General features: G+C 63.9%; 28 protein-coding genes. 10 read left to right on the top strand and 18 right to left on the bottom strand.

From position 1 onward, the window contains the following. Positions 1–114: 114 nt before the first annotated feature. Together ATY02_RS08590 and ATY02_RS08585 are read right to left on the bottom strand one after the other, a co-directional pair. On the bottom strand, positions 115–1,686 hold the full coding sequence (locus ATY02_RS08590; RefSeq protein WP_068584283.1) for an APC family permease: 1,572 nt from the start codon (positions 1,684–1,686) through the stop codon (positions 115–117). A 121-nt stretch (positions 1,687–1,807) separates the two neighbouring features. Then, positions 1,808–1,957 carry a hypothetical protein gene (locus ATY02_RS08585; RefSeq protein WP_164823634.1) on the bottom strand — a complete coding sequence of 50 codons (150 nt, stop codon included), beginning with the start codon at positions 1,955–1,957 and terminating at the stop codon, positions 1,808–1,810. A 317-nt stretch (positions 1,958–2,274) separates the two neighbouring features. Here ATY02_RS08585 and ATY02_RS08580 point away from each other — a divergent pair, with 317 nt between their 5' ends. From ATY02_RS08580 to ATY02_RS08560, 5 genes are all read left to right on the top strand, one after another. After that, a complete protein-coding gene (locus tag ATY02_RS08580; RefSeq protein ID WP_068584281.1) occupies positions 2,275–3,207 on the top strand; it encodes a 4-hydroxyproline epimerase in 933 nt (310 codons plus the stop codon). After that, the gene (locus ATY02_RS08575) at positions 3,204–4,325 is read left to right on the top strand and encodes an NAD(P)/FAD-dependent oxidoreductase (protein ID WP_068584279.1); all 1,122 of its coding nucleotides are present in this window, start codon (positions 3,204–3,206) and stop codon (positions 4,323–4,325) included. Before ATY02_RS08580 ends, ATY02_RS08575 begins: the two co-directional genes overlap by 4 nt. After that, positions 4,322–4,555, top strand: coding sequence for a (2Fe-2S)-binding protein (locus ATY02_RS08570; RefSeq protein WP_068584276.1), 234 nt, complete (start codon positions 4,322–4,324; stop codon positions 4,553–4,555). Before ATY02_RS08575 ends, ATY02_RS08570 begins: the two co-directional genes overlap by 4 nt. After that, on the top strand, positions 4,552–5,820 hold the full coding sequence (locus ATY02_RS08565) for an NAD(P)/FAD-dependent oxidoreductase (RefSeq protein ID WP_068595822.1): 1,269 nt from the start codon (positions 4,552–4,554) through the stop codon (positions 5,818–5,820). The genes ATY02_RS08570 and ATY02_RS08565 overlap by 4 nt, the downstream gene beginning before the upstream one ends. Before the next feature lie 75 nt (positions 5,821–5,895). After that, on the top strand, positions 5,896–6,672 hold the full coding sequence (locus tag ATY02_RS08560) for an AraC family transcriptional regulator (protein WP_068582201.1): 777 nt from the start codon (positions 5,896–5,898) through the stop codon (positions 6,670–6,672). A gap of 9 nt (positions 6,673–6,681) precedes the next feature. Here the strand turns inward: ATY02_RS08560 and ATY02_RS08555 are convergent, their stop codons facing one another. From ATY02_RS08555 to ATY02_RS08525, 7 genes are all read right to left on the bottom strand, one after another. Next, positions 6,682–7,455 (bottom strand): GNAT family N-acetyltransferase, encoded by a 774-nt coding sequence (locus ATY02_RS08555; RefSeq protein WP_068582199.1) that lies wholly within the window; start codon positions 7,453–7,455, stop codon positions 6,682–6,684. Between the two features lie 172 nt (positions 7,456–7,627). Next, a complete protein-coding gene (locus ATY02_RS08550) occupies positions 7,628–8,152 on the bottom strand; it encodes a DUF4142 domain-containing protein (protein ID WP_068582198.1) in 525 nt (174 codons plus the stop codon). Positions 8,153–8,275: 123 nt separating this feature from the next. Beyond that, positions 8,276–9,625: a GGDEF domain-containing protein gene (locus ATY02_RS08545; RefSeq protein WP_068582196.1), complete on the bottom strand. Its 1,350-nt coding sequence runs from the start codon at positions 9,623–9,625 to the stop codon at positions 8,276–8,278. Between the two features lie 109 nt (positions 9,626–9,734). Continuing rightward, entirely contained in the window at positions 9,735–10,373 is a 639-nt protein-coding gene (locus ATY02_RS08540; RefSeq protein ID WP_068582191.1) for a LysE family translocator, read from the bottom strand. Positions 10,374–10,474: 101 nt separating this feature from the next. Continuing rightward, positions 10,475–10,918: a fosfomycin resistance glutathione transferase gene (gene fos / locus ATY02_RS08535; protein ID WP_068582188.1), complete on the bottom strand. Its 444-nt coding sequence runs from the start codon at positions 10,916–10,918 to the stop codon at positions 10,475–10,477. 3 nt (positions 10,919–10,921) lie between these two features. After that, the gene (locus tag ATY02_RS08530; protein WP_068582185.1) at positions 10,922–11,647 is read right to left on the bottom strand and encodes a hypothetical protein; all 726 of its coding nucleotides are present in this window, start codon (positions 11,645–11,647) and stop codon (positions 10,922–10,924) included. Between the two features lie 10 nt (positions 11,648–11,657). Continuing rightward, positions 11,658–12,398 (bottom strand): hypothetical protein, encoded by a 741-nt coding sequence (locus ATY02_RS08525; protein ID WP_068582182.1) that lies wholly within the window; start codon positions 12,396–12,398, stop codon positions 11,658–11,660. 196 nt (positions 12,399–12,594) lie between these two features. On the opposite strand from ATY02_RS08525, the gene ATY02_RS08520 reads away from it, so the two are divergent. After that, positions 12,595–12,834: a CopG family ribbon-helix-helix protein gene (locus tag ATY02_RS08520; protein ID WP_068582179.1), complete on the top strand. Its 240-nt coding sequence runs from the start codon at positions 12,595–12,597 to the stop codon at positions 12,832–12,834. Continuing rightward, positions 12,824–13,108, top strand: coding sequence for a type II toxin-antitoxin system RelE/ParE family toxin (locus tag ATY02_RS08515; protein ID WP_068582176.1), 285 nt, complete (start codon positions 12,824–12,826; stop codon positions 13,106–13,108). The genes ATY02_RS08520 and ATY02_RS08515 overlap by 11 nt, the downstream gene beginning before the upstream one ends. Before the next feature lie 43 nt (positions 13,109–13,151). On the opposite strand, the gene yiaY is transcribed toward ATY02_RS08515, so the two are convergent. Continuing rightward, positions 13,152–14,300, bottom strand: a complete 1,149-nt coding sequence (gene yiaY / locus ATY02_RS08510) for an L-threonine dehydrogenase (protein WP_068582173.1) — start codon at positions 14,298–14,300, stop codon at positions 13,152–13,154. Between the two features lie 157 nt (positions 14,301–14,457). On the opposite strand from yiaY, the gene ATY02_RS08505 reads away from it, so the two are divergent. After that, positions 14,458–15,477: a DUF4917 family protein gene (locus tag ATY02_RS08505; protein ID WP_068582209.1), complete on the top strand. Its 1,020-nt coding sequence runs from the start codon at positions 14,458–14,460 to the stop codon at positions 15,475–15,477. A gap of 138 nt (positions 15,478–15,615) precedes the next feature. Here ATY02_RS08505 and ATY02_RS08500 read toward each other — a convergent pair whose 3' ends face one another. After that, positions 15,616–16,158, bottom strand: a complete 543-nt coding sequence (locus ATY02_RS08500) for a helix-turn-helix domain-containing protein (protein ID WP_068582169.1) — start codon at positions 16,156–16,158, stop codon at positions 15,616–15,618. A gap of 161 nt (positions 16,159–16,319) precedes the next feature. On the opposite strand from ATY02_RS08500, the gene ATY02_RS08495 reads away from it, so the two are divergent. Continuing rightward, positions 16,320–17,102, top strand: a complete 783-nt coding sequence (locus ATY02_RS08495; RefSeq protein WP_068582166.1) for an aldolase — start codon at positions 16,320–16,322, stop codon at positions 17,100–17,102. 33 nt (positions 17,103–17,135) lie between these two features. Next, positions 17,136–18,023, top strand: coding sequence for a dihydrodipicolinate synthase family protein (locus tag ATY02_RS08490; RefSeq protein ID WP_068582163.1), 888 nt, complete (start codon positions 17,136–17,138; stop codon positions 18,021–18,023). A gap of 102 nt (positions 18,024–18,125) precedes the next feature. Here the strand turns inward: ATY02_RS08490 and ATY02_RS08485 are convergent, their stop codons facing one another. From ATY02_RS08485 to ATY02_RS08455, 7 genes are all read right to left on the bottom strand, one after another. Beyond that, entirely contained in the window at positions 18,126–18,629 is a 504-nt protein-coding gene (locus ATY02_RS08485) for a hypothetical protein (protein ID WP_068582160.1), read from the bottom strand. 174 nt (positions 18,630–18,803) lie between these two features. Further along, on the bottom strand, positions 18,804–19,142 hold the full coding sequence (locus tag ATY02_RS08480; protein WP_068582157.1) for a YegP family protein: 339 nt from the start codon (positions 19,140–19,142) through the stop codon (positions 18,804–18,806). 62 nt (positions 19,143–19,204) lie between these two features. After that, positions 19,205–20,536 carry an LLM class flavin-dependent oxidoreductase gene (locus ATY02_RS08475; RefSeq protein ID WP_068582207.1) on the bottom strand — a complete coding sequence of 444 codons (1,332 nt, stop codon included), beginning with the start codon at positions 20,534–20,536 and terminating at the stop codon, positions 19,205–19,207. A 13-nt stretch (positions 20,537–20,549) separates the two neighbouring features. After that, positions 20,550–21,977, bottom strand: coding sequence for an MFS transporter (locus ATY02_RS08470; RefSeq protein ID WP_068582154.1), 1,428 nt, complete (start codon positions 21,975–21,977; stop codon positions 20,550–20,552). Between the two features lie 74 nt (positions 21,978–22,051). Beyond that, on the bottom strand, positions 22,052–22,801 hold the full coding sequence (locus tag ATY02_RS08465; RefSeq protein WP_068582152.1) for a tRNA-dependent cyclodipeptide synthase: 750 nt from the start codon (positions 22,799–22,801) through the stop codon (positions 22,052–22,054). Between the two features lie 4 nt (positions 22,802–22,805). Beyond that, the gene (locus ATY02_RS08460) at positions 22,806–23,582 is read right to left on the bottom strand and encodes a 2OG-Fe(II) oxygenase (protein ID WP_068582150.1); all 777 of its coding nucleotides are present in this window, start codon (positions 23,580–23,582) and stop codon (positions 22,806–22,808) included. A gap of 289 nt (positions 23,583–23,871) precedes the next feature. Continuing rightward, entirely contained in the window at positions 23,872–24,837 is a 966-nt protein-coding gene (locus tag ATY02_RS08455) for an aliphatic sulfonate ABC transporter substrate-binding protein (protein WP_083235912.1), read from the bottom strand.

Below are 24,837 nucleotides of genomic sequence, written 5' to 3'. Positions count from 1 at the left end.
CGATCTTCGTGGGGCCGGCTGGTCAGCTATGGGTCCAGGGATTCCGACCAGCCGCCTTGAGCAGGCCCTCTGTGCTCAAGACCGCAAGCCGTCATCGATCGAAAGAGACGGCGCTCACTCTTCTTCGTCGCCATCCAGCGCCAGCTTGGCACTGGGAACGCCGGTATTGGCTCCCCAGTAGTAGATACACAGGGCCATCAGGGTGACGGTCAAGGTATCGAACGGATGCGCCAGGACGCCAATCCCGCCAAAGCTGCCCAGGTAGGAAATGACGATGGTCAGCGCGTAGAAAGCGATCAGCCACGACGACGAACGTACCTGCTCACCCAGGCTCAGGTGATCGGTGGGTACCAGGCGCTTGCACAGCAGGTAAATCACGAACATCAGGATCTGCAGCCCCAGCAGCCAGGACACGGTGCTCCAACCTGACCAATAGACGATCAGCGCAGCGATCACGAACGACAACGGCCCCAGCACGGCGAACGCTCTGACCCGAAACGGTCGCGCCAGATCAGGGGCGCTCTTGCGCAAGGCGGCGACGCTCACTGGCGCGACGGCATAGCTCAATACCAACGCGGCCGAGACCACATTGATCAGGGCTTCCCAGGACGGGAACGGCAATGTCCAGAATACCGACAGGCCGAAGGTCAGCCACAGCGCCGGACGTGGGATACCCGACTGCTCGTCGATACGGGTGAATATCTTGAAGAAGGTGCCGGTCCGGGCCCAGCCGTAGACCACTCGCGGCGTGGCGTTCATGTAGATATTGCCGCAACCGCTGGGGGAGATCACCGCGTCGGCCACCACCAGGTAGGCCAGCCAGCCCACTCCGAGGGTCAGGGCGATATCACGGTACGGCAGCGAGAACTCCTTGCTGATACCGCTCCAGCCATTGGCCAGCATTTCCGTGGGGATGCTGCCCAGGAATGCCAGTTGCAGCAAGCCGTAGATCAAGGTCGAGAGCAGCACCGAGAGGATCAGCGCAATGGGAATCGTACGCTGGGGGTTACGTACCTCGCTGGCCACGGAGATGATCGGGGTCAGCCCCAGGTAGGCAAAGATGATGCCGCCCGCCGAGACCGCCATCTCGATCCCCGACAGGCCGAATGGGGCGAAACCCTGGACATGGAAGTTGTCGGGCTTGAAGAAGGTGAACAGGACGCCGATCACCAGCAACGGCACCACGAACTTGAACAGGCTGATGAAGTTGTTGGATTTGGCGAAGGTCTTGACGCTGTAGTAGTTGAGCCAGAAGAACAGGCACAGCAACGCGAACTGTACCAACCAGCCTATGATCGTCGGGTCGCTGCTGCCTTCATGGGTCAAGCTGGGAAACCAGGCCGCTGCGTATTGCCGGGCCGCCACCACCTCGATCGCCACCAGGCTGGAAAAGGCGATCAAGGTGATAAACCCCATCAAGTACCCCAGCAGCGGGCCATGGGAGAACACCGGATAGCGCACCACGCCACCAGCGCGCGGCAAGGCTGCCCCCAGCTCGCAGTAGACGATGCCCAGCAACAGCACGGCAAAACCGCCCAGCAGCCAGGAAAAGATCCCTGCCGGTCCGGCAATCGCCGAGACATGGCTGGCGGCAAACAGCCAGCCGGAACCGAAGATCGCACCCAACCCGATGAAGGTCAGGTCCACCAGAGAGAGTTGTTTCTTGAATTTACCTTTGCCTGACATGGAGGCGCGCCTTTTTGAGGTTATTGGAATAGGCAGATCGAACGTTGCGCCGGCCGGATCATCCGGCAGCGGCAGTGCTGTACCCAGCTGTGCGTAGTGGCTTCACAAGCGCGGTAGCGCCTCAGGACAGTGAATCCGCCCGGCCGGGCGCGGCCTCCAGCTGGCAACGCAATACCTTGCGCAAAGCTGGCAGGTGATGGGGGCAACCGGTGTCGAACTGAGGGGGCTCGGAGGGCGATGCACCGCTCCGGCGGATGGCTGTACGGCTCATGGTCTTGTCCTTATATGGAGTCGTCCCAGCCGATCAAGGCCGGAAACAAAAACCAGAGTCGCCTTTTCTCCTCGTTGCAGCTTGAGGTTTTTCCTCCTCGAAATAGACGAAATCAGCACACTTTCAAGCCCCGCGCGGAGGAGCAAGCGTTCTCTATTTCGCTAGGCGCCAAGCAAATAGCTGCCTCATCCCGCGTACCTCACGAGAGGCGCCCAACCTTTCGACTATGCTGATTTCGTCATCAAAGCCAGCGAAAACCCACAAGCACCAAGCCCCTGTCTCGCTCACTCTGTAGCTCTTTTCCATCAGGTGCTGCCATGAAAAAAATATCCGTGATCGACTCCCATACCGGCGGCGAACCCACTCGCCTGGTCATCGATGGTTTCCCCGACCTGGGCCGGGGTTCCATGGCCGAGCGCCTGGATATCCTGCGCGATCGGCATGATCAATGGCGCCGCGCCTGCGTCCTCGAACCCCGCGGCAGCGACGTGCTGGTGGGAGCCCTGCTCTGCGAGCCGCAGGCGGCCGACGCCTGTGCCGGAGTGATCTTCTTCAACAACAGCGGCTACCTGGGCATGTGCGGCCACGGCACCATCGGCCTGGTCCGCTCGCTATACCACCTGGGGCGCATCGGCTGTGGCGTGCACCACATCGAAACACCGGTGGGCACGGTGCAGGCCACCCTGCACGAAGACCTGTCGGTGAGCGTGCGCAACGTCCCCGCCTATCGCTATCGTCGCCAGGTGGGCGTGCAGGTTCCCGGCCTGGGCCTGGTGCACGGTGATATCGCCTGGGGTGGCAACTGGTTCTTCCTCATCAGCGAGCACGGCCAACGCATCGCCCTGGACCACGTCGAAGCCCTGACCCAGTACACCTGGAACGTACGCCAGGCCCTCGAGGCCACCGGGATCACCGGCGCCGAAGGCGCAGTGATCGACCATATCGAGCTGTTCGCCGACGATCCCCAAGCCGACAGCCGCAACTTCGTACTCTGTCCCGGCAAGGCCTACGACCGCTCCCCCTGCGGTACCGGCACCAGCGCCAAGCTGGCCTGCCTGGCAGCCGACGGCAAGCTCGCTCCGGGCCAGACGTGGCGCCAGGCCAGCGTCATCGGCAGCCAGTTCAGCGCCTCCTATGAAACTACCGGTGAGCGCATCATCCCGACCTTGCGTGGCAGCGCGCATATCAGCGCCGAAGCCACCCTGCTACTGGACGACAGCGATCCGTTCGCCTGGGGCATCGGCTCGTGAGCCACGGAGCCGAAGCGGATGTGATCGTGGTCGGCGCCGGGATCATCGGCGCAGCCTGCGCCCATGAGCTGGCGCTGCGCGGATTGCGGGTACTGGTACTGGACGACGCCGTTGGCGGCGCCACCGGGGCGGGCATGGGCCACCTGGTGGTCATGGACGACAACCCCGCCGAACTGGCCTTGAGTCATTACTCCATAGAACTCTGGCGACAGTTCCAGAAGCGCCTGCCGACAGCCTGCGCCTATCGCAATTGCGGCACGTTGTGGCTGGCCGCCGATAGCGCGGAAATGGACCTGGCACGGGCCAAGCAGCGCACCCTGGCCGAGCACGGCGTGGCCACCCAGCTACTGGATGCAACGCATCTGGCGAAGCTGGAACCCATGCTGCGCAAGGGGCTGGGTGGTGCCTTGAAGATTCCTGGCGACGGCATTCTCTACGCACCCGCCACGGCCCAATGGCTGCTGGAAAGTCACCCTTCGATCAGCCGCCGGCGCGGCCATGTACGACATGTCGTCCAAGATCGGCTGGAACTCGATGACGGCCAGCTGTTGCACGCCCCAAGGATCCTGGTGGCCAACGGCTTCGGTGCTCGCCAACTGCTACCGACCCTGCCCCTGCGCCCGAAAAAAGGCCACCTGCTGATTACCGATCGCTATCCGCGCCAGGTTAATCATCAATTGGTGGAGCTGGGGTACGCCGCCAGCGCCCACGCCAGCAATGGCACCTCCGTGGCCTTCAACGTCCAGCCACGCCCAACCGGCCAGTTGCTGATCGGCTCGTCCCGCCAGTTCGACACCCTCGATCCACAGGTCGATCCCGAAGTGCTGGCACCGATGCTGCGCCGGGCCGTGGGCTACCTGCCGGAACTGGCGCAACTCAACGGTATTCGAAGCTGGACCGGTTTTCGCTCGGCGACCCCGGATGGCCTGCCGATCCTCGGCGAACATCCGCAACAGCCAGGTTTGTGGCTGGCAGTCGGACATGAAGGACTGGGGGTGACCACCGCCCCCGCCAGTGCACGGTTGCTGGCTGACCTGATGTGCGACCGGCCCCCAGCGATCGACCCTCGTCCCTACCTGCCCGGGCGCTTTACCTCCCTGACTGGAGTCACCCCATGATCATCTACCTGGACCAGCAGGCCGTGCTGGTACGCCCTGGCATCAGCGTTGCCGCTGCCTTGGCCGTCAGCGGCAACTCACGCACCCGGCTCTCTTGTACCGGAAGTCCCAGGGCAGCGTTCTGCGGCATGGGAATCTGCCAGGAATGCCGGATGACCATCGACGGGCGCCGCCAACTGGCCTGCCAGACACTGTGCCGCGACGGCATGCAGGTGGAGCGCAGCCAATGACGAACCCTCACCTGCAATGCCAGGTCCTGATCGTCGGCAGTGGCCCCGCGGGGCTGGCCGCCGCCCGGGCCGCCAGCCACAACGCCCGTTCGATCCTGATGATCGACGATAATCCGCGCCCTGGCGGGCAGATCTGGCGCAACGGCCCGAACCATCCGCCGACACCCGCCCAGGCCGAATACTTCCAGATCCTGCAACATCCATCGGTACGCTACCTCAGTGGCACCCGCATCATCTGTGCATTGGGGCCCGACAGCCTGCTCCTGGAGGACGCCGAGCAAGCCTGGCAGGTGCAGTACGAGCGGCTGATCCTGTGTTGCGGCGCCCAGGAGCTGCTGCTGCCTTTTCCCGGCTGGACCTTGCCAGGCGTCACCGGCGCCGGCGGCTTGCAAGCCCTGCTGAAGAACGGCCTGCCAATGGCCGGCCAGTCCGTGGTGATCGCCGGTAGCGGCCCCCTGCTGCTGGCCAGTGCCGCCACCGCACGCCAGGCCGGGGCTCGGGTGGAGCGAGTACTGGAGCAAGCCTCGGCAAGTGCCTTGCTCGGGTTCGCCAGCCAGCTGTGGCGCTGGCCAAACAAACTGGCCCAGGCCCTGCACCTGGGCACCACGGCCTATCGTTGCAACGCCCATGTGGTCGAGGCACTGGGCGAACGGCGCCTGGAAGCCGTCCGCATCCGCCAGGGCCGACGCATCCGGGAAATCTCCTGCGACTACCTGGCATGTGGCTTCGGGCTGGTACCCAACACGCGTCTTGCCAGCCACCTGGGCTGCCGCCTGGAACAAGGTGCCATTGCCGTGGACTCGGAGCAGCGCAGCAGCCTGCCCCTGGTCTACGCCGCGGGAGAATGCACGGGTATCGGCGGCAGTGAGCTGGCTCTGGTCGAAGGGGAAATCGCCGGCTACGCCGCTACCGGCCAGGCCGGTCGAGCCGCCGCATTGAACGCCCAGCGGCAGCACTGGCAGCGGTTTGCCGGTCAACTGCGGAAACACTTCGCCCTGCAGCCGCAGATACTGGAATTGGCCCAGCCTGATACGCTGCTGTGCCGCTGCGAAGACGTACCCTACGCCGCCGTGGCAGCAGCCCCCGACTGGCCTACCGCGAAGCTGCAAAGCCGCTGTGGCATGGGGGCTTGCCAGGGCCGGGTCTGTGCCAGTGCCGCCCAGCAGCTGTTCGGCTGGAGCATCCCGGCGCCACGGGCGCCACTGGTGCCGGCCCGGATTGCCAGCCTGCTGCTCGATGACGCGCAGCCAGCCTGCGATCCCTGAATGGGCGCACGGGGAAATACCCCAGCCAGTTCATGCCGCATCCGACCCGCCAAGCACCCAGGAGAGAGGCCGACGATGATCGATAGCGCACAACTGCACCATCTGCCCCGGGCCATGGCCGCCCAGCGCCCCCGGGACATCGACAGCCTGCTGGCCAACCTGGCGCTGGTCATGCCCCTGCTGGACGGCATTCCCAGCGCCGTGTTCTTCGTCAAGGACCTGCAGGCCCGCTACCTGATTGCCAACCTGACCCTGGCCCAACGCTGTGGCTTCAAGAACATCCGCCCGTTGCTGGGCAAGACCTCCGCCGAGGTCTTCCCCGAAATGCTCGGGCCCGTCTATACCGAGCAGGATCGGCGCGTGCTGCTCCAGGGCATCACCATCAAGGGCCAGCTGGAATTGCACCTGTATGGCAGCCGCGAACCAGGCTGGTGCCTGACCCACAAGCTGCCACTGCACGGAAGCAGTGGCGAGATCATCGGCATGGCCGGCATATCCCTTGACTTGCAAGCCGCTCGCGACACCCACCCGGCCTACGAACGCCTGGCAGCGGTGGATCGGCACATTCGCGAGCACTACAGCGAAGCCATCCGCCTGGAGGACCTGACCCGCATCGCCAACCTGTCCATCGCCCAGCTGGAGCGCTACTGCAAGCGCATCTTCCACCTGACGCCACGGCAGATGATTCACAAGGCCCGCCTGGAAAACGCCTCGCGCCTCCTGATCACCGAGGAACCGATCACCGAGGTGGCGCTGCAGTGCGGCTACACCGACCACAGCGCCTTCAGCCGACAGTTCAAGGCCCTGACCGGAGTCAGCCCGCGCCAGTTCCGACTCAATGCCGGTCGCTAGCGGCGCGAGTCACTCCTGGCAGAAGGTGCGGTAGTCGAACAGGCGCTTGAAGCCGACCTTGCGATAGATCGACAGGCCGTCCAGAGACGCCTCCAGGACGCAAGTCCCGGCCCCCTGGGCCTTGGCGAAAGCCAGCACATGGTGGATGAGCGCCGTGGCGTGACCGCGCCCCTGGCACTGTTGCAAGGTACCGATGTCGTCCAGGCGCGCCACTGCAGGCCCCAGGGAGAGGGTCAAGGCGCTCACCGGACGTTGATCGACATACAGGGTGAAATGGCGCAATGCCCTACCGGACTGCAACGCGGCCCGGTGCCGGGCCAGGTACTGTTCGATCCCCCCTGCGCCGGACTCGAATGCGCTCTCCACCGGCAGCCCCCAGTCTTCAAGGCAATCATCGGTGCAACGGATATCCAGCCGTTGCGCCGATACCTGTGGCGCTTCATAGGCCTCGAGGTCGAGGACCATGCAAGTGGTTCGGTCTGCCGGCAGTAGCTGTTGCTGGCGTAACGGTTCGCTGACATGAGCTACATGAGCCTCGGGTACCACGACGCAAAACGGCATGCCGGTCAGTTGCAGGAAGGCCACGCCTTCGGCCAGCTGGGCAGCGCTGTGCGGGCCCTGGTTCTTCATGATCAGCAAGTTCAGGCTGCTGGCCTCGACCCCGGTGCAATAGGCACTCAGGTCCGCTCCGAAGCGACGATAGAACTGGGAGATGGATACGAAGAAATAGTCCTCCGCACGGTGATACAGGTCGCAGACCGAATCCCCGGCCGTACTCGTCATGTGCTGTCTCCTTGAGCCTCGCGGCGCCCTGGCGGCGCCGGGTCCTGGTCACGTTAAGCCCGCAACCGCCAAGGCTCCAGCACAATCCTGTTTTATTCTGCGAAGGAATGTTCTCAGGTGTAACCATCAGGGCAACCACCCGCCCGGTACCGGCCCTGAAGCCCGCTGTTCGTCACCCCTCCAGGTGATCGGACAGGCGTCCGGCCTGTAGTGCCTTGGCCATCTGCAGGTGATTTTTCAGCTTGGGCAAGGTTTCCTCGGCAAAGGCCTTGAGCTCAGGCAGCTCGCTGGCCTGGGCCTGCTGGCGGATCTGCCGGATCGCCTGCTCGGTGCTCTTGATCTGGTTCGTCGCGTAGGCCCGGTCGACGTCCTCGCCTTCGGCGACGGCAGGAATCAGGCGCCTGGCCTGGTCCATCAATTGCTCGCGTGGAGCGATCGGCAAATCCAGTTGCTTGGCGATCCTGGCCAGATGCTGGTTGGCGGTGGTGCGGTCATTGATGACCTGGATGGTGTATTCCTTGACCGCCCTGGAAGAGGTTTGCTGGTGCGCCTGGCGACTGGCCTCGATGTCGGCCATGCCTTGGGCCGATGCGTCATCGATGAAGGCCACAGGGGATTGGGCCAGGGCACTGTTGGCACACAGGCCCAGGAGCAGCGCCAGGCCGGCGCTGCGCATCACAGTGGCAATGGCGTTCATGGGGAGTTCTCCTGTTGCAGATGAATCGGTCGTGAACGAAAACGTTCGTCTGCATAGGGAAAAGCCCAAGCCATAAAGGTTTAGCTTGCGCGACGAACGGCGCCCGGGACGGTGCTCGTTCGATCAGGCGTTGGAACGGCTCTTGTGGGCGCGCTTGACGGCATACATGGCCTCGTCGGCATGCTTGAACAGTTGCTTTTCCTCCAGGCCATGCTCGGGATACAGGCCAATGCCGATGCTCGGCAGGATGTGCAGCGAATGGCCGTCCAGGCGCAGCGGTTCACCCAGCGCACCGCGGATCTTGTCCGCCACCCGCTGGGCATCGTCGCTGTGCTGCACGCTCTCCAGCAGGATCACGAATTCATCGCCGCCAATCCGAGCCACGGTATCGGTCTCCCTGATACAGGCCTTGAGGCGGGTGGCCACGGCTTGCAACAGCATGTCGCCCACCGCATGCCCGCAGGTATCGTTGACCTCCTTGAACCTGTCCAGATCGACATACAACAAGGCCATGCGCCCGGCTTCACGCCGGGCACGGGCCAGCGCCGACCTGAGGCGTTCCCTCAGCAGCTCGCGGTTAGGCAGGTGAGTCAGCTGGTCATACTCGGCCATGTAGTGCAGCCGGGCATGCAACTGCTTGCGCTCGATGGCCGCGGCCAGCTGGGCGCTGACGTACTGCAGCAGTTCCTGGTCCTGCTCGCCGTAGCCCTGGGTACCCGGAGCACTCTTGACCATGAGCACGCCGATGGTGCCCTTCTGTGCGTTGAGCGGCACGCCAAGCCAGCACCGCGGCCCCTGGATCGCCGCAAATTCGTCCCAGATGCTTCGGGTCGGCGAGCACTCGGGCGCCAGCAGCAAGGGCTGGCCGCGGAGCAGCACCTCGTGGCAAAAGCGCCCGATCAATGTCCCCGGCAGTTCCGGGCTGCGCTCGCAATCATCCACATGGTAGGGAAAGCTCAAGCCGGCGCAACGCTCGTCATACAGCGCCAGGGAGCAGTTCAATGCCGGCAGCCACTCGCCGATGATCCGGTGCACGTGCTTGAACAACACCAGCAGGTCCTCGGTGGCGTGGGCAGCTTCGGAGATCGCATACAGTGCCGCCTGCTTGGATTCGGCTCGCTTGCGCTCGGTGATATCTCGGGCCACGGCGATGCGCAACTGGTCCACTTCCGACCACCGCGCGGACCAGAGGATATGCGCCACCCGCCCGTCCTTGCGCAGGTAGCGGTTCTCGAAATTGGGCTTGGGCACGCCACCCATGATTTCCCGGGCGGCTTGCAAGGTGCGCTCGCGATCGTCCGGATGCACCAGCTCGATCATCATTCGGCCGATCAGTTCATCGGCCGTATAACCGAACACACGCTCGCAAGCCGCACTGACGAATACGAAGCGACCCTCGGCATCCACCGCACATACGGCGTCCAGGAGCAGGTCGATGAAACTGGCCAGAGGCGCGGAGTTTTTGGTTGCCATCAGAGAAAGTTACTACCCATGGAAAATGCACTGAGTACCCATCCCTTGAGCCCGATCAGCCGATGCCTGGCACCGGCTGCGCTGCGTCGCAACCTGCGAACGGCCTTGCCTACGATTTGTTGCCGACCAGCCCGGGCACCGCATGCACCAGGGCATTGACCGCAAAGCCGATGAACATCACGCCACACACCCGGGTGATCGCCAGTTCGTGACGCTGATACCAGCCACGCACCTGGCGAGCCCCGACAATGCCGATGAGAATAGCGTATGCCGCAAGACCGCCAAGGAAACTCAAGGCAATCAGGCCGGGGAGCATCGACCAACTGAGCATCTCGGCCCGGCTGGAAAGCAGCGCAGTGAAGGTCGCCACCGCCACCGGATAAGCCTTGGGATTGGTCAGGCCGAAGAGGATGCCGTGCCAGAACGGATTACGAGCCGCCCCCTGGGGATCATCGGCGCTGCCACCCTTGCTGCGAATGGCTCGCAGACCGAGCCAGAACAGATACAGGCCACTGAGAAAGCCCAGGATATTGAAGGCTTCGCTGCCGATTTCCCGGGCACCGACAATGGCCACCAGGGCCGTGCTGCACCAGACCACATCACCGACCATATGCCCACAGAGAAACCCCGCCCCGGCTTGCCGTCCACGAGCCGCGCCAATGCCGAATACTGCCAGCACCCCGGGTCCGGGGGTGATCGCATAAATGAAACCCGAGGTGATAACGGCCAGCAACAGCGATGAGGTCATCGACAAGACTCCAAGTCAGTGCACCTCGCGAAGGGCGCCAGGTACAGGATGAATGTGCAGGATTCTGCACGATCCCGGGCCCCGACCACCAGCGGCTTTGTTCAACTGTCGAACACGGCACTGCTCTTCTGGTCGGCGGGATAGAAACGCATGCCGGCATAGGGCCGCTGGCGACAGGCCCGCAACCGCGAGGCCAGGTCGCCGACATGGGCTTCGAGCCGGTGCCCGTCCGGATCGAGAAAATAGAACGAAGCGCCCTCGCTGCGATTGTCGCGCCACTCCCTTACCCCGGCCTCACGCATACGCAGGACGAAGGAATCGAAATCGCCAGCCTCCAGGCTGAAGGCATAGTGGGTGTAGTCGGCCACCGCCGGCACCTGGCGTTGCGCATCCAGCGAAAGGCACAACCACAGCCCTGGCAGCGACAGGTAGGCGCCGCCATCCCAACTGGCCTCCAGGCGCAGTTGCAGCAGCGAATGATAGAAGGCCAGGCTGCGAGGCAAATCGGTGACCGCCAGGGTCAGGTGGTTGAGGCCAGTCAGCATGGATCAGGATCCTTTCAAGGCGTCGGGAATCGGATAACGCACACCGTCGTAGTGCAACGTCAGGGTACTGTCACGAGCAGGCAGGTCGCGGCTGTCGCAACCGTCGCGGCCCTTGAAGTGCTCAGTCTTGATTTCGCGGGTGCGCACGATCAGGTCGGCGTAGCCATGACGCTGGCCAGGGCCCATCTGCAAGGTCCGGTGCATTGTCCGGGAACGCCCCGAGCACTGGCCTTCCCAACCGAACTCACCGGAGCGCTCATCCACCACCAGCCCTTCCAGCAAGGGCAGGATTTCCTTGTCCTCACGCCGGTAGAGAGTCAGCACGGATTTCTCGTAGGGAGCGGCGCTGGAGTCGTGGCTGTAAAGAACCCGCAGGCCAAAGGCCTGCTCCGCCTGGTTCAAGCGATAACGCGCGGTATCGATCTGCAGGCCCTGCACGGCCACGGCATCGCAGAACAGTGCCGAATCCTTGTAGTTGCTGGCCACCGCCCAACCGGAGTCACCATCCACCAGGGCCACATCCAGGCTGTAGCGGCGAGTGTCGCCATCCCCAGGCCCGGGCATCGGGGTCGCCCGGGCACTGATGCTCATCCCAGGCTGCGCAGGCCAGGCCTTGCAAACATGCAACTGCCCAGGAACATCGACGCGGTCATCACAGTCGGCCCGGGCCGCCGTGACCACCAACAAACCCAATAACGCCAGCCCAGGGCCAACTCCACAGCGCTTCATCGACACGCCTTCAAATCCCGTTCAGTTCATTGGGCAACACATAGCGCTGGCCATCGTAATGCAGGGTGGTCAACACAGGCTTGCTGGTGACGGAACGGGACTGGCACTGCTCGCCCTGGCCTTCGCCGAGGGTGGTGACGCTCACCGAGCGCACGATCAGGTCGGCATAACCGTGGCTGCCGGTCTTGGCGATATCCAGGGTACGGGTGGTCTCGACCCGCTGTCCGGTGCATTGCCCATCCCACTCGCCGCTGTAGGAATAGGCCACGAACTTCTCCATCACCGGACGCAGCCTGGTGCCTTCGCGCACATAGAGACTGAGCAGCACCTGATCGAACGGATTGACCCGCGAAGAGCCGGAGAATGCCGCCCTGACGCCAAAGGCACGCACCTGCGGGGCCAGCTGGAAGCGTCCGGTGTCGAGCTTCAGGCTGTCCAGGTGGATGGCGTCGGAGACGAAGGCCGCCGGCTGGCGGTAGCTGGCCAGCACCTGCCCGCCCTGGCGATCCAGCACCGCCAGTTGCAGATCATAGGAGCCATCATCGGAGGCATCGGCCACCGCCGGATCCGGCGTCAGTTCGGCCAGTAGGCTGATGCTCTGGTCAGCGAAGGCCGGCCACTCCTTGCACAGGGAAAACCCCGGCACCTGGGCATTGCGTGGTGGCGGCAGGCACTGGGCAGCGACCGCGGCGCTGCCCAACAGCAACCCAATGCCACCCAGGACCTGGATCAGGGACGATGGACGGATCATTCACGGCTCCTTGTGATGAGGGCAGACAAGGGCCGCACTATCCTCCGTGGAACCGCCGCTTTCAATGCAATCAGTGAAGGAAATCACCCATCCTGGCATGGACCGATCACCACTCCAGGCCTGACGAACGGCGACCTCGCAACCACGACATGACGGAGTAGTATGTTGTATTACACATCACTACAACGAGAACGCTATGTCCATCATGTCCCTGCGCCTGCCCGACGAAATGGCTGAAACCCTTGCTCTGCTGGCGAAAGCGACAGGGCGTAGCAAGTCGTTCCTGGCGGTGGATGCGTTGCGTGAATACCTCGCCCGGGAAGCCTGGCAGATCGAGGAGATCCAAAAGGCGCTCGGGGAAGCTGATGCGGGGGATTTCGCCAGCGCGGAGGAAGTAGCGGCCATCACGGGTAAATGGACCGGCAATGCACATTGAGTGGCTGCGAACAGCCCTGAAAAACCTGGATGACGAGGCGCGTTACATTGCCCAGGACAATCCTGAAGCCGCCAGGGAGTTCGTGCAGACCCTGCTCACTGGCATCGGGCATTTGGCCCGTTTTCCGGCCAGCGGGCGCGAAGGTCGGCTACCCGGTACCCGAGAATGGGTCGTGCCTGGATGGCCTTATCTGATTCCCTATCGAGTGCGCGGTAGTCGGTTGCAGATACTGCGCATCTTCCACACTCGCCGCCAGCCTCCGCAGCGCTGGTAGACCCCTGCAACGGCAGGGGCCCAATTCGCTCGGCGCTGCCCTTTTAGAAGGCGTTGCGGAAAATCTCCTCGATCTGCCGTTGCTCCGCCGGACGCGGGTTGGTCAGGCCACAGGCATCCTTCAAGGCATTGGCGGCCAGTACCGGAATGTCCTGCAGCTTGGCGCCCAATTCACGCAGGCCAGCGGGGATCTCCACGTCACGAGCCAGGGTACGAATGGCGGTGATCGCGGCCTGGGCCCCCTCCTCCGGGCTGAAGCCACGTATGTCCGCGCCCAGGGCATGGGCCACATCGGTCAGGCGCTCGGCGCAGACACTGGCGTTGAAACTCTGTACATGGGGCAGCAGCACGGCATTGCATACACCGTGCGGCAAATCGTAGAAGCCGCCCAACTGGTGAGCCATGGCATGCACGAAGCCCAGGGAGGCGTTGTTGAACGCCATCCCGGCGAGGAACTGGGCATAGGCCATGTTTTCCCGCGCCACCAGGTCACCGCCGTCATGCACCGCCTGGCGCAGGTTGTGGCTGATCATGCTGATGGCCTTGAGCGCGCAGGCATCGGTGATCGGGTTGGCCGCCGTGGACACATAGGCTTCCACCGCGTGGGTCAGGGCATCCATGCCGGTGGCGGCGGTCAGCCCCTTGGGCATGGCAACCATCAGCGCCGGATCGTTGACCGACAACAGCGGTGTGACATTGCGATCGACGATGGCCATTTTCACGTGGCGCGATTCGTCGGTGATGATGCAGAAACGGGTCATCTCGCTGGCGGTGCCAGCAGTGGTGTTGATGGCGATCAGGGGCAACTGTGGCTTGGCCGAGCGATCGACCCCTTCGTAGTCGCTGATCTGTCCGCCGTTGGTGGCGCACAGGGCGATACCCTTGGCGCAGTCATGGGGCGAACCGCCCCCCAGGGAGACCACGCAATCGCACTGCGACTCGCGCAACAGCGCCAGCCCCTGCTCGACGTTGGCGATGCTCGGATTGGGCTTGGCGCCGTCGAAGATCACCGAGTCGATGTCCTGCATGGCCAGCTTCTCGGCGATCATTCCGGCCACGCCGGCATTGGCCAGCCCGGCATCGGTCACGATCAGCGCCTTGCCAAAACCATAGTTGCGGATGGCGCTCATGGCTTCGTCGAGGCAATCGATGCCCATGATGTTGACGGCTGGAATGAAGAAGGTGCTGCTCATCAGGAAATCTCCAGGCGGGGGGCCCTTTCAGGGTGTCGATTCAATGTCTGTCGAACAGAATCGACCGATCGGTCACTGGCGTTCTTGATCTGGCGCAAGGGTCGGTCGTGATAAAGTCTGCGCCCGCCTACCTTCTGCCTTGAGACCAATGACCGCGATGATGGATTTCCAGGAATTTGACGCCGAACTTGAAGACTGGAATGCCCTGCGCGCAAGCACCGGGTTTACCGGCCTGCTGATCGGCAACGGCGCCAGCCGGGCGGTATGGGAAGACTTCGCCTATGAGTCGTTGTTCGAAAATGCCCGCAGCGTTGAGGACAAACCCCTTGGCCAGTCCGAACTCAGCGTGTTCGATGCCCTGCAGACCCGCAGTTTCGAGCAAGTGCTGGGCGCGCTGAAGACCACCAGCCGGGTCAACAAGGCCCTGGCCGTCAGCTCGGCGGCACCGCGCAATCGCTACTACGCCATCAAGGAAGCGCTGATCAACACCGTGCACGCCATGCACATTCCCTGGCGCCTGGTGCAGCCACAAAGCCTGGCAGCGATCAACCACGAGCTGCGGCAATACCCCACGGTGTTCACCAGCAACTACGACCTGCTCAACTACTGGGCCGTGCAGCATGATCCCCAAGGGCTCAGCGACCTGTTCCAGGGCGCCGACCCGGCCTTCGAGCTGGGCTGCGCCGATGCCAGCGCAACCCGCATCCTGTACTTGCACGGTGGCCTGCACCTGGTACGCAACCTCGATGGCAGCGCACGCAAGCTGACCTCCACCGAAGGCACCCTGCTGGGCAGTTTCGCCATCAACAACACCCTCAAGACCCTGGACGACGTGCCATTGTTCGTCAGCGAGGGCCCCCTGGCGGACAAGCTCAAGACCATCCGCAGCAGCGACTACTTGTCGTTCTGCTACCAGCAGCTATTGGACCACCAGGGCGCCCTGTGCCTCTTCGGCCACAACCTCGGTCCCCAGGATGCCCACCTGGTCCAGGCGATCCGCCAGTGCGGCGCCGGCACCCTGGCCATCTCCATCTACCCACGCAGCCCGGCGTTCATCCAGCACCAGAAACGCCACTACGCCAAGCTGTTCGACGGCCTGGAACTGGACCTGCGATTCTTCGACTCCAGGACCCACGCCCTGGGCAAACCGGCGCTGGCAGTCCCGGTAGAGCGCTGAGCCAATCGACCACAAACGCCCCGTGTAGCCGCTGCCGCAGGCTGCGCACGGGCGCGTAGCGGCCGCACGATCATCCTGGCGCAAGGCCCTGCGAGCCCTGGCACAGCTTCGCCAGCCCAGTAGCGGCCGTGTAGCGCATCACTCCTCGGCGCTGTGCACCACCACCAGCAACTGCGCCTGCTCGTCCCCCAGGGAGCGGATGCGGTGGGGTTTTTGCGCGTTGAAATGCAGCGCATCGCCACGCTCGAGCACCACCCGTTCGTTCATGAAATCCACTTCCACCCGACCTTCATGGACGAACAGGAACTCCTCCCCCAGGTGCTCCTTGAAGGTCTTGTCGCTGAACTCCCGGGCCGGGTAGATGATGAACGGCAGCAGGTTGCGCTCGCTGACCTGATGGGCCAGCACCGCATAGCCCGGGGCCTGGTCGTTGGCCGCCAGTGACTGGCGTTCGTGACTGCGCACCAGGCTGTAGCTATCGAGACTGACGCTGTCCTCGGCGAACAATTCCTCGACCTTGACGTTCAAGGCCTTGGCCAGCTTCAGCGCCGCCGATATCGACGGCGTGTTCAGCCCCCGCTCGACCTTGGACAGGTAGCTCTTGGTCATGCCGGATTTCTCGGCCAGGGCCTCCAGGGTCACGCCAAGTTTTTTTCTCAATAATTTCAAACGGATAGACATGTAGAACGATTAATCCATCTAGGAAACAACGATTGGTGCTTGCCAATGACACAAAGTGTCATATAGCCTCTTTAGTGTCATTAGCGCTCACCCAACGACCTCGCAAGCAGCGGGTGAGCTGCAGACCCGACGTCCATCGCACCGATCAAAGGACCCCGAAAATGGCCAAGACATTAGCACTGCCCAAAGAGCAACTGGTCAAGCAAGCCCTGACCCAGATGCACAATACCCTGGCGGATAATACGTGGACCGACCGGCAAAAGCTGGCCCTGACCTGCCGCATTCTGTTCGAACACGGCCACGACTCCGGCCTGGCCGGGCAGATCACCGCCCGCGGCCCGCAACCAGGCACCTACTACACCCAGCAACTGGGCCTGGGCTTCGACGAAATCAGCGCCAGCAACCTGCTGCTGGTCAACGAGGACCTGGACGTCCTGGAAGGCCACGGCATGCCCAACCCGGCCAACCGTTTCCACAGCTGGGTGTATCGCGCCCGGCCGGATGTGAACTGCATCATCCACACCCACCCGACCCACGTCGCCGCGCTGTCGATGCTCGAAGTGCCGCTGCAGGTCTCGCACATGGACCTGTGCCCGCTGTACGAGGACTGTGCGTTTCTCGAAGCCTGGCCGGGTGTGCCGGTGGGCAACGAAGAAGGCGAAATCATCTCCGCGGCCCTGGGCGACAAGCGCGCGATCCTACTGTCGCACCACGGCCAATTGTCCACCGGCGCCAGCATCGAGGAAGCCTGCGTGATCGCCCAACTGATCGAACGCGCGGCGCGCCTGCAATTGCTGGCCATGGCTGCCGGCAGCATCAAGCCGATCCTCCCGGAGCTGGGCCGCGAAGCCCACGACTGGATCTCCAAGCCCAAGCGCCATGGCGCCGCCTTCAACTACTACGCCCGGCAAAACCTAAAACGACACGCCGACTGCCTGAACTGATCCGCCCCTTTCATGCCTTGCAGGAGTTCCACCATGTCCACCCCCAACATTCACGGCATCATCGGCTACACCGTCACCCCCTTCAGTGCCCACGGCGAAGGCCTGGACCTGGAAGCCCTCGGCCGCTCCATCGATCGCATGATCGACGCCGGCGTACACGCTATCGCCCCCTTGGGCAGCACTGGCGAAGGCGCCTACCTGAGCGACGCCGAATGGGAGCAGGTCAGTGAATTCAGCATCCGCCACGTGGCCCGCCGGGTGCCAACCATCGTCAGCGTTTCCGACCTGACCACCGCCAAGGCCATCCGCCGCGCGCGCTTTGCCGAAGCCCAGGGCGCTGATGTGGTGATGGTGTTGCCCGCCTCCTACTGGAAGCTCGGCGAGGCCGAGATCCTCGCCCACTACCAGGCTATCGGCGACAGCATCGGCGTGCCGATCATGCTCTACAACAACCCGGCCACCAGCGGCATCGACATGTCCGTGGAGTTGATCCTGAAGATCTTCCACAGCGTGGAAAACGTCACCCTGGTCAAGGAAAGCACCGGCGATATCCAGCGCATGCACAAGCTGCAACTGCTCGGCGAAGGACAGGTGCCGTTCTACAACGGCTGCAACCCCCTGGCGCTGGAAGCCTTCGCGGCCGGTGCCCGGGGCTGGTGCACCGCGGCGGCGAACCTGATCCCGCAGCTCAACCTCGACCTCTACCAGGCGATGCGCGACAACGACCTGGAGCGCGCGCGCACCCTGTTCTACCGGCAATTGCCATTGCTGGAGTTCATCCTCAAGGGCGGCCTGCCTGCCACGGTCAAGGCTGGCCTGGAGCTCACAGGCCTGGCCGCCGGCGAACCGCGCCGGCCGGTGTTCCCCCTGGCCCAGGCCGGACGCCAGCAATTGCAGGGGCTGTTGCACCAGCTGTCTTGAGCTGCCGCTGAAAGCACAAGGCCCGAGCGGTGCGAACCGCTCGGGCCTTGTGCCTGGTGCCTGGTGCCTGGTGCCTGGTGCCTGGTGCCTGGTGCCACGACGCTACTCGCGCCAGCTGGGGTCCTTGCGCATCTGCGCGATGAAGTCGTCGGCGATGCGCTGCAGATGCTCGTTGCGCCCGCCATCGGGGTTGAACAGCCCGCGCCAGGCCTGGGTGCGGTTGTCGATCATGTACTTGGCCAGTGGTCGGTCGCCACGGCTGACATGGAACATCATCTGGCTGTTCCAGCTCACCGGTGCCGGCACGATGAACAGCGTGCAGGCACTGAGCAGGGTCAGGGGCAGGTTGTGCTGGTCTTCGAGATCGCTCTGGGCCAGGACGATGACGTTGTAGCCTTCGGGGTCATGGCCCCTGAGCACGTCGGCAAAGGCCCCGCGCCGGGCCAGCGCCTCGCGCAGCGGCGCGGACGTCAGGTCACCCATGCCACTGACGTAGATCACCGGCAATTCGCGCGCCGGCTCCAACTGCACGGGAGGCAGGCTGTGTTGGGTCTGGCAGCCGCCCAGCGTCAACAACGCGAGCAGCACAATCAACGGACGAAGCATGATGTCGCAGTTCCCTTGGACAATGTTCGAAAGCCTCACCCTGGCTCGACAGGTCGTCGCGGCCGGATGACCCGCGCAGGATAAACCGCTTGGGGCTCATCGACAAAATTCCGCCGTCAGGAAACCGCATCCGCTGCCCTGGCCGCCCCATGGACGACCAGGTCCAGTGGCTGGCTAGGCCGCCGTCAGGTCCTTGATATTGTGGGTCGGGCCATTGTTCTTGACGCTGGCGATACCCTTCTCCCGGGCCGCCTCCGAGGAATACAACTCGCTATTGCCGATGACCTGGTGGTTAGCGGCCTTGAGGTTGAAATAGGGCTTGCCGTCCTTGGCGCTCTTGCGCTCATAGCGCTCGTCCAGCGGGCTGTTGGCCTGGACCGAGGCGATACCGTTTTGCGCTGCCGCGCGGGTGGTGTACAGCTCGCTGGTGAGAATCACCTCGGCATTGGCGGCCTTGAGCACGAAACGAAACTGGCCATTGCTGCTTTTCTTCAACTCATACCATCCGGACATGCTGTCGCTCCTTGGCTGATCGATAGGTGTCACGCCTACTGAGTAAAGCCCCTCACAACGATTCAGCCAGGCTCCCGTGCCTTGAAAAAGCGGTTCTCCACCCGCGCCAGTCCCAAGTGCTCGCGCAAGGTCCGCCCTGTATAGCGCCGGCGAAACAGGCCACGCCGCTGCAACTGCGGGGTGATCAGCCGGACGAAGTCGTCGATGGCCCCCGGCAGGTGGGTGAACAGCACATTGAAGCCATCGGCGGCGTACTCCTGGTACCAGGTGGCCAGTTCATCGACGATCTGTCCCGGGGTCCCCACCAGCACTTTATGCCCACTGGCGGACAGGCTGCGCAGCAACTGAGCCACGGTTGGCCGCTCCCGCCGGATCAGCTCCACCACCAGTTGCCGCCGGCTCTGGTGGCGTTCGGTGGAGCTGCCGTCGTCCGGCAACGGCACGGGTGCATGCAGCGCCAGGCGCGACAGGTCGATGCCCAGGTCCAGCAGGTAGGACAGGGCCTTGAGCTGCGCCTGGGGATCCTGCAACTCCTGCAACTGCTGGTACTTCTCCTCAGCCTCATTGAGGCTGCGGCCCACGGTGGGGGCGATCCCCGGGAAGATCTTCAACTGGCCGGCATGCCGCCCGTAATGGGGTAGCCGTTCCTTGAGCCCGGCATAAAAAACCTTGGCCTGGGCCAGGTCGGTCTGGGCGGTGAACACCAGTTCGGCGCAGCGTGCCGCCAGCTCGCGCCCCGGTCCCGAGGAACCGGCCTGGGCGATCACCGGCCAGCCCTGCACCGGCCTTGGCGCATTCAAAGGGCCCTGGACCTGGAAGTGCCGGCCGCGATGCTGCAACAGATGCATCCGCTGCGGATCCAGCCACACACCGCTGGCCTTGTCCCGGGGAAAGGCATCATCGGCCCAGCTGTCCCACAGGCCGCTGGCCACATCGAAGAACTCCTCGGCCCGCTCGTAGCGCAGGTCATGGTCGGGGGGCTGGGGCTGGTTGAAGTTCTCGCCGCCGATCAGCCCGGTCACCAGGTTCCAGCCAGCCCGACCGCCGCTCAGGTGATCCAGGGAGGCGAACTTGCGCGCCAGGTTGTACGGCTCGTTGTAGGAGGTGCTGGCGGTAGCGACCAGGCCGATATGCCGGGTCACCACCGCCAGGGCCGGCAGCAGGGTCAAGGGGTCCCAGCGCAGGCTGTAGGAGCTGTGGGCCAACACCCGCGGATCGAGCTCGCCCACCGCCACGTTGTCGTTGAGGAACAGGGCATCGAAACAGCCCCGCTCCAGGGTCTGCGCATAGTGGCGGTAACGCTCGAAATTCAACGACGCATCGGCGTCCGCCAGGGGATGACGCCAGCTGCCGCCATGGGCACCGGAGCCGGAAAGAAATGCCCCCAGCCCCATCTGCCCGCCGCGCTCAGCCACAGCTGGTTTCCTCTTGCGCCACCGGTGCCGGGGCGGCCGCGGCGCGCAGCAACAGGCTCACCGCGCTCCAGGCCAGCAGGCTGACCAATGCCAGGAAACCCATCACCACCTGGTAGCCATTGAGAAAGGCCGCCTGGGCATCGCCCGCCGGTGCAGCGGCAAACTGGTGGAACAAGCCGACGCCCAGGGCCAGCCCGATACCGCCGCCGACATTGTGCAAGGTCATCAACGAGCCCATGGCCACCGACCCCACCTCCTGGGGCACCGAGGAAATCCCCAGTACCGTCGATGGCCCGAGGATGCTCGCCCAGCCCAGGCCCATGACCACGAAGGCGCCCAGCAGGTAGGGCAACGACGTCTGGCGCTCGAACCCGGTCTGCAACAGCGCCGACAGGATGAACAGCGCCAGCCCGGCCTTGATCAGCAACCCCGGCCCCTTGCGGTCCACCAGGCGTCCCACCAGCGGCGATAGCAACGCCACGCCCAGGGTGGTGGGCAGCAGCAACAGGCCGCTGGCCTGCACCGAGGCACCAAGGATCTGCGCCAGGTACAGCGGCATGACGAAGAACGCCACGCAATAGAACACCGCCAGGCTGAAGCTCGCCACCACCGCCGCGACGAACCGCCGGTTGGCGAACAGCTTGAGGTCGATGATCGGTGCCGCGACCCGCCGCTCCACCGCCACGAACCCGCCCAGGGCCAGCAGCGCCAACAGCGCCAGGCCCAGGACCGGCGGCGATCCCCAGCCCCAGGCCGCGCCCTGGACGATCACCAGCACCAGGCTCGGCAGGCCGATCAGCAACAGCAAGGCGCCCCAGCCGTCGAGCCGGGCCCCGGCCTCTGGTCCTCGCGACTCCCTGACGCTGAAGCTGCAGATCCCCAGGCTCAGCAGCACGAACGGCACATTGATTAAAAAGATCCACTGCCAGCCGAAGCTGCTGGTGATCAACCCGCCCAATACCGGCCCGGCCGCCAGGCCCACGCCGTTGACCCCGAACAGCACACCGAAGGCCCGGCCCTGCTCGGCACTGTCGAAGGTGCTGGAGACGATGGCCCCCGAGGCGGTGTAGAGCACCGCGCAAGCCAGCCCCTGGATCACCCGGGCCGCGATCAGGGTATCGATCTGCCCGGCCAGGCCCGCCGCCAGCGAAGCCAGGCCGAACACGCTCAGACCAATGAACAGCACCCGCTTGCGACCGTGCAGGTCGGCCAGCCGCCCCACCAGCACCATGAAGCTGGACAACGCCAGGATGAAGCCGTTGATCACCCATTGCAGGCTGTCCACCGCCGCCCCGAGGTCGGCCTGCAAGGCCGGTAGCGCGGTGTTGACGATGGTGAAATCCACACAACCGAGAAAACTGGCGATGCTCACTCCGAGCAAGGCCCACCATTTGCGTTGCTGTTGCGCAAAAACGCCCATGGAAACTCCTTGAATTCACAAATCCCGTTGGCCGTGCCCCAAGGCGACGGCCATTGGCAGAAAAAAACACGGACTCAGATGGCGATGGCGCCGCGGGTCCAGTTCGGGTGGATGGCGCCGGGCAAGGTGAACGGGATCGGGATCCCGCGCTTCTTGAACTTCAGCGGCAACCAGCGCACCCGGTCCGGGCTGTGGGGCTCGATCAGCAGGTCGCGGCTGGTGGCCATGGCCGTGGTCATCTGCTGCGGATAGAGCACGTAGTGGTAACCCTCGTCGGCCCATAGCGGCAGGATGATCGGGATCTCCTCGAGGATGTATTCCCGGCACTGGGCCGCTGCCCGCTCCAGGTCAGCGTGTTCGTCACGCAATCGCAGGCGCTCGATGAACACGCCGATGGTGCTGTCGATGGCCTCGCGCAATTCCACCTGCTGCTGGTAGACCTGGTTGAGCCGCTGGCGTAGTTCGGCATAACGATCGCTGGCCAGCTCCTGGTTCCAGCGGGTGATGTGGTAAGGCACCCGCAAGCCATCGAGGATCACCTGATTGCGCGCCAGCCAGGCATCGCCATCGCGGATCGCCGCCGACAGCGCCTCCCCCGGCGACTGGCCATGCTTGTTGTGGCGCTGCAGGGTGTCGGCCACCACCACCTTGACGTGGCTGAAGCCGGACTGGTTGATCAGGTGGATGGTCGAGCGCAGCTTCTGGTCCTCGTGGTACTCCTGGCCGACGCTGACCGCCAGCACCACCCGCTTGCCCTCGAATTGATGCTCTTCGCCGCCCTTGTTGAAGTAGGCCTTGAGGTTGATTTCCTGCACCTTGCTCATGAATTCAGCTCCAGTAGGCCAAAGGTTGTTGTTCGCCGTAGTAACCGATGAAGACCCCGAGGGTGACCCGGGTGCTGGTGGCCGAGGGGCGCACCGCGTGGATCAGCCGCGGGTTGAGCAGGATCAGGTCGCCGGGCTCGGGCTTGACCACGAAGTCCGGCGGCGGCAGCAGGTGGCGTTCGATGCCGTAGGCCCGTTCGCCGCGCAGGCGCTCGTACTCCTCCTCGTCCGGCTCGATGCCCCAGATCTCCAGCTCGCCACCGTCCTCGGGAATCTCCAGGTAGATGTTGGTGGACAGCTGGGTCAGCAACGGCGGGCTGTGGCCCTCTGGCGCATTGCGCTCGAGCTTGTCGGTATGGGGCGTGAGATCGACCCCCGAGCCCTGGAAACGGGCGATACCGACAAAGCACTTCTGCCCGTCCACTTGCAAAAGGTGCGCACCCTGGGGCCAGACCTCGTCCATTAGCAGGCGCAGCTCATCGATGGGCGAGGCCAGCGGGCGGAACAGGTTGCGGATCTTGCGGATGTTGGGCAGCGCCAGGGCGTGGTACTCGGCCCGGCTCTGCTCATCCTGGATCTCGATATAGGCCTTGCCGATGCGCACGAACTCCTGCTGCTGGCTGAAGGCGCTGCGCAGGTCCTGCTGGTACAGGTGCTCGCGTGCCACCTGCAAGGTATCCGGCGGACAGAAACCTTTGAGCTGAACGCCGTAAGAGCGTTTTTCCACCACATCGATAATGTGCCGCGCTTCAAGTTTGTCGGCAGTAGTGACTGTGAACATGCAAGCTCCCTTATTCCCTGGAAGTAGCGATGAAGTGCATCTGGATGGAACGTAATAATTTGTTGCAAGGCCACCTTAGGCAGTCGCCCAAGGCTTGTGAAATACCCTTTATCTCTAATATCCAAACTTAAAAATGTATCGAAAATCAGGCAAATACCGGCCATCACAGGCCGTTTGAACAGGCTGCGGAACAAGTATTAAATTCACTGATAGCTAACTTGAAAGACTCACATACTTAATTGGTTAGTTACTCTTTCCTCCTGAGCTTTATTAATCAAACCGCCATCTTTCATTCAACTTCGTTGAACTGCCGATCGATATGGGCCGAGGCCTCGAAAGACTTCTGGATGATGCCCTCCTCCCGATACAGGTCGGCGGTGCGTTGCAGGTCTTCCACCACCGGCGGCCCCACGGCGATACGCCGGGGTTCGGCATAACGGTTGGAACGCAGGTGCACCTCCACCGGCAACCCGCTGTAGCTAGCCTGGATCCGCGAGAACGCCTCCTGATGCTGGTTGGCCCAGGCATAGGCACGCCCCAGGCGACGCAGGAAATCGGCGATCTGCACAGGTTTTTCGGCAATCGCCTGGTCGTTGGCCACCAGCAGCATATGCCCGGCGAATAACCCCGCGCCGCTGACCAGCACCCGGGTGCCGCCCTCCAGCTGCACCATGCTGGTGTAGGGGTCCCAGGTCGCCCAGGCGTCGACCTGGCCGTTGCTCAAGAGGCTGCGGGACTCGGCAGGCTGGAGAAAGATGAACTGCGCATCGCTGCCATGCAGGCCCACCGAGCGCAGCGCCGCCAGCGCCAGGAAATGGCCGATGGACCCCCGGGTGGTGGTGATGCGCCGCCCCTTGAGGCTGGTAGCGTCCTGCAAGGGCGAGTCGTCCCTGACCACGATCGCCACCGCCGTGGGGGTGACCTTGAGCTTGATCACCCCCACCGTCTTGAGCGGCGCCCCAGCCGCGGCGGCGAACACGAACGGCGCATCTCCCAGGCTGCCGATGTCCACCGCCCCGGCGGCCAGGGCCTCGGCGGTGGGCGCGGCGGCAGCGAACGAGGCGAATTCGATGGGATACGGCACCTGTTCCAGCTCTCCAGCCGCTTGCAGCAGGATCTTCAGCGACTGCTTCTGGCTGGAGACCCGCAGCGTCGGTTCGGCCAGGGCCTGGGCGCCAAGCAACAGCAAGCCGCCGCACAGCGCGACCACCTGGCCCAAGCGCTGGCGCCAGGACTTGCCGGTAGGTTCGGCCAT

The sequence above is a fragment of the Pseudomonas sp. BIOMIG1BAC genome, from assembly GCF_001705995.2.
Classification (GTDB): Bacteria; Pseudomonadota; Gammaproteobacteria; order Pseudomonadales; family Pseudomonadaceae; genus Aquipseudomonas; species Aquipseudomonas sessilinigenes.
Note: the sequence above shows the minus strand (reverse complement) of the source record. Positions and strands in the feature narration are given on the sequence as shown.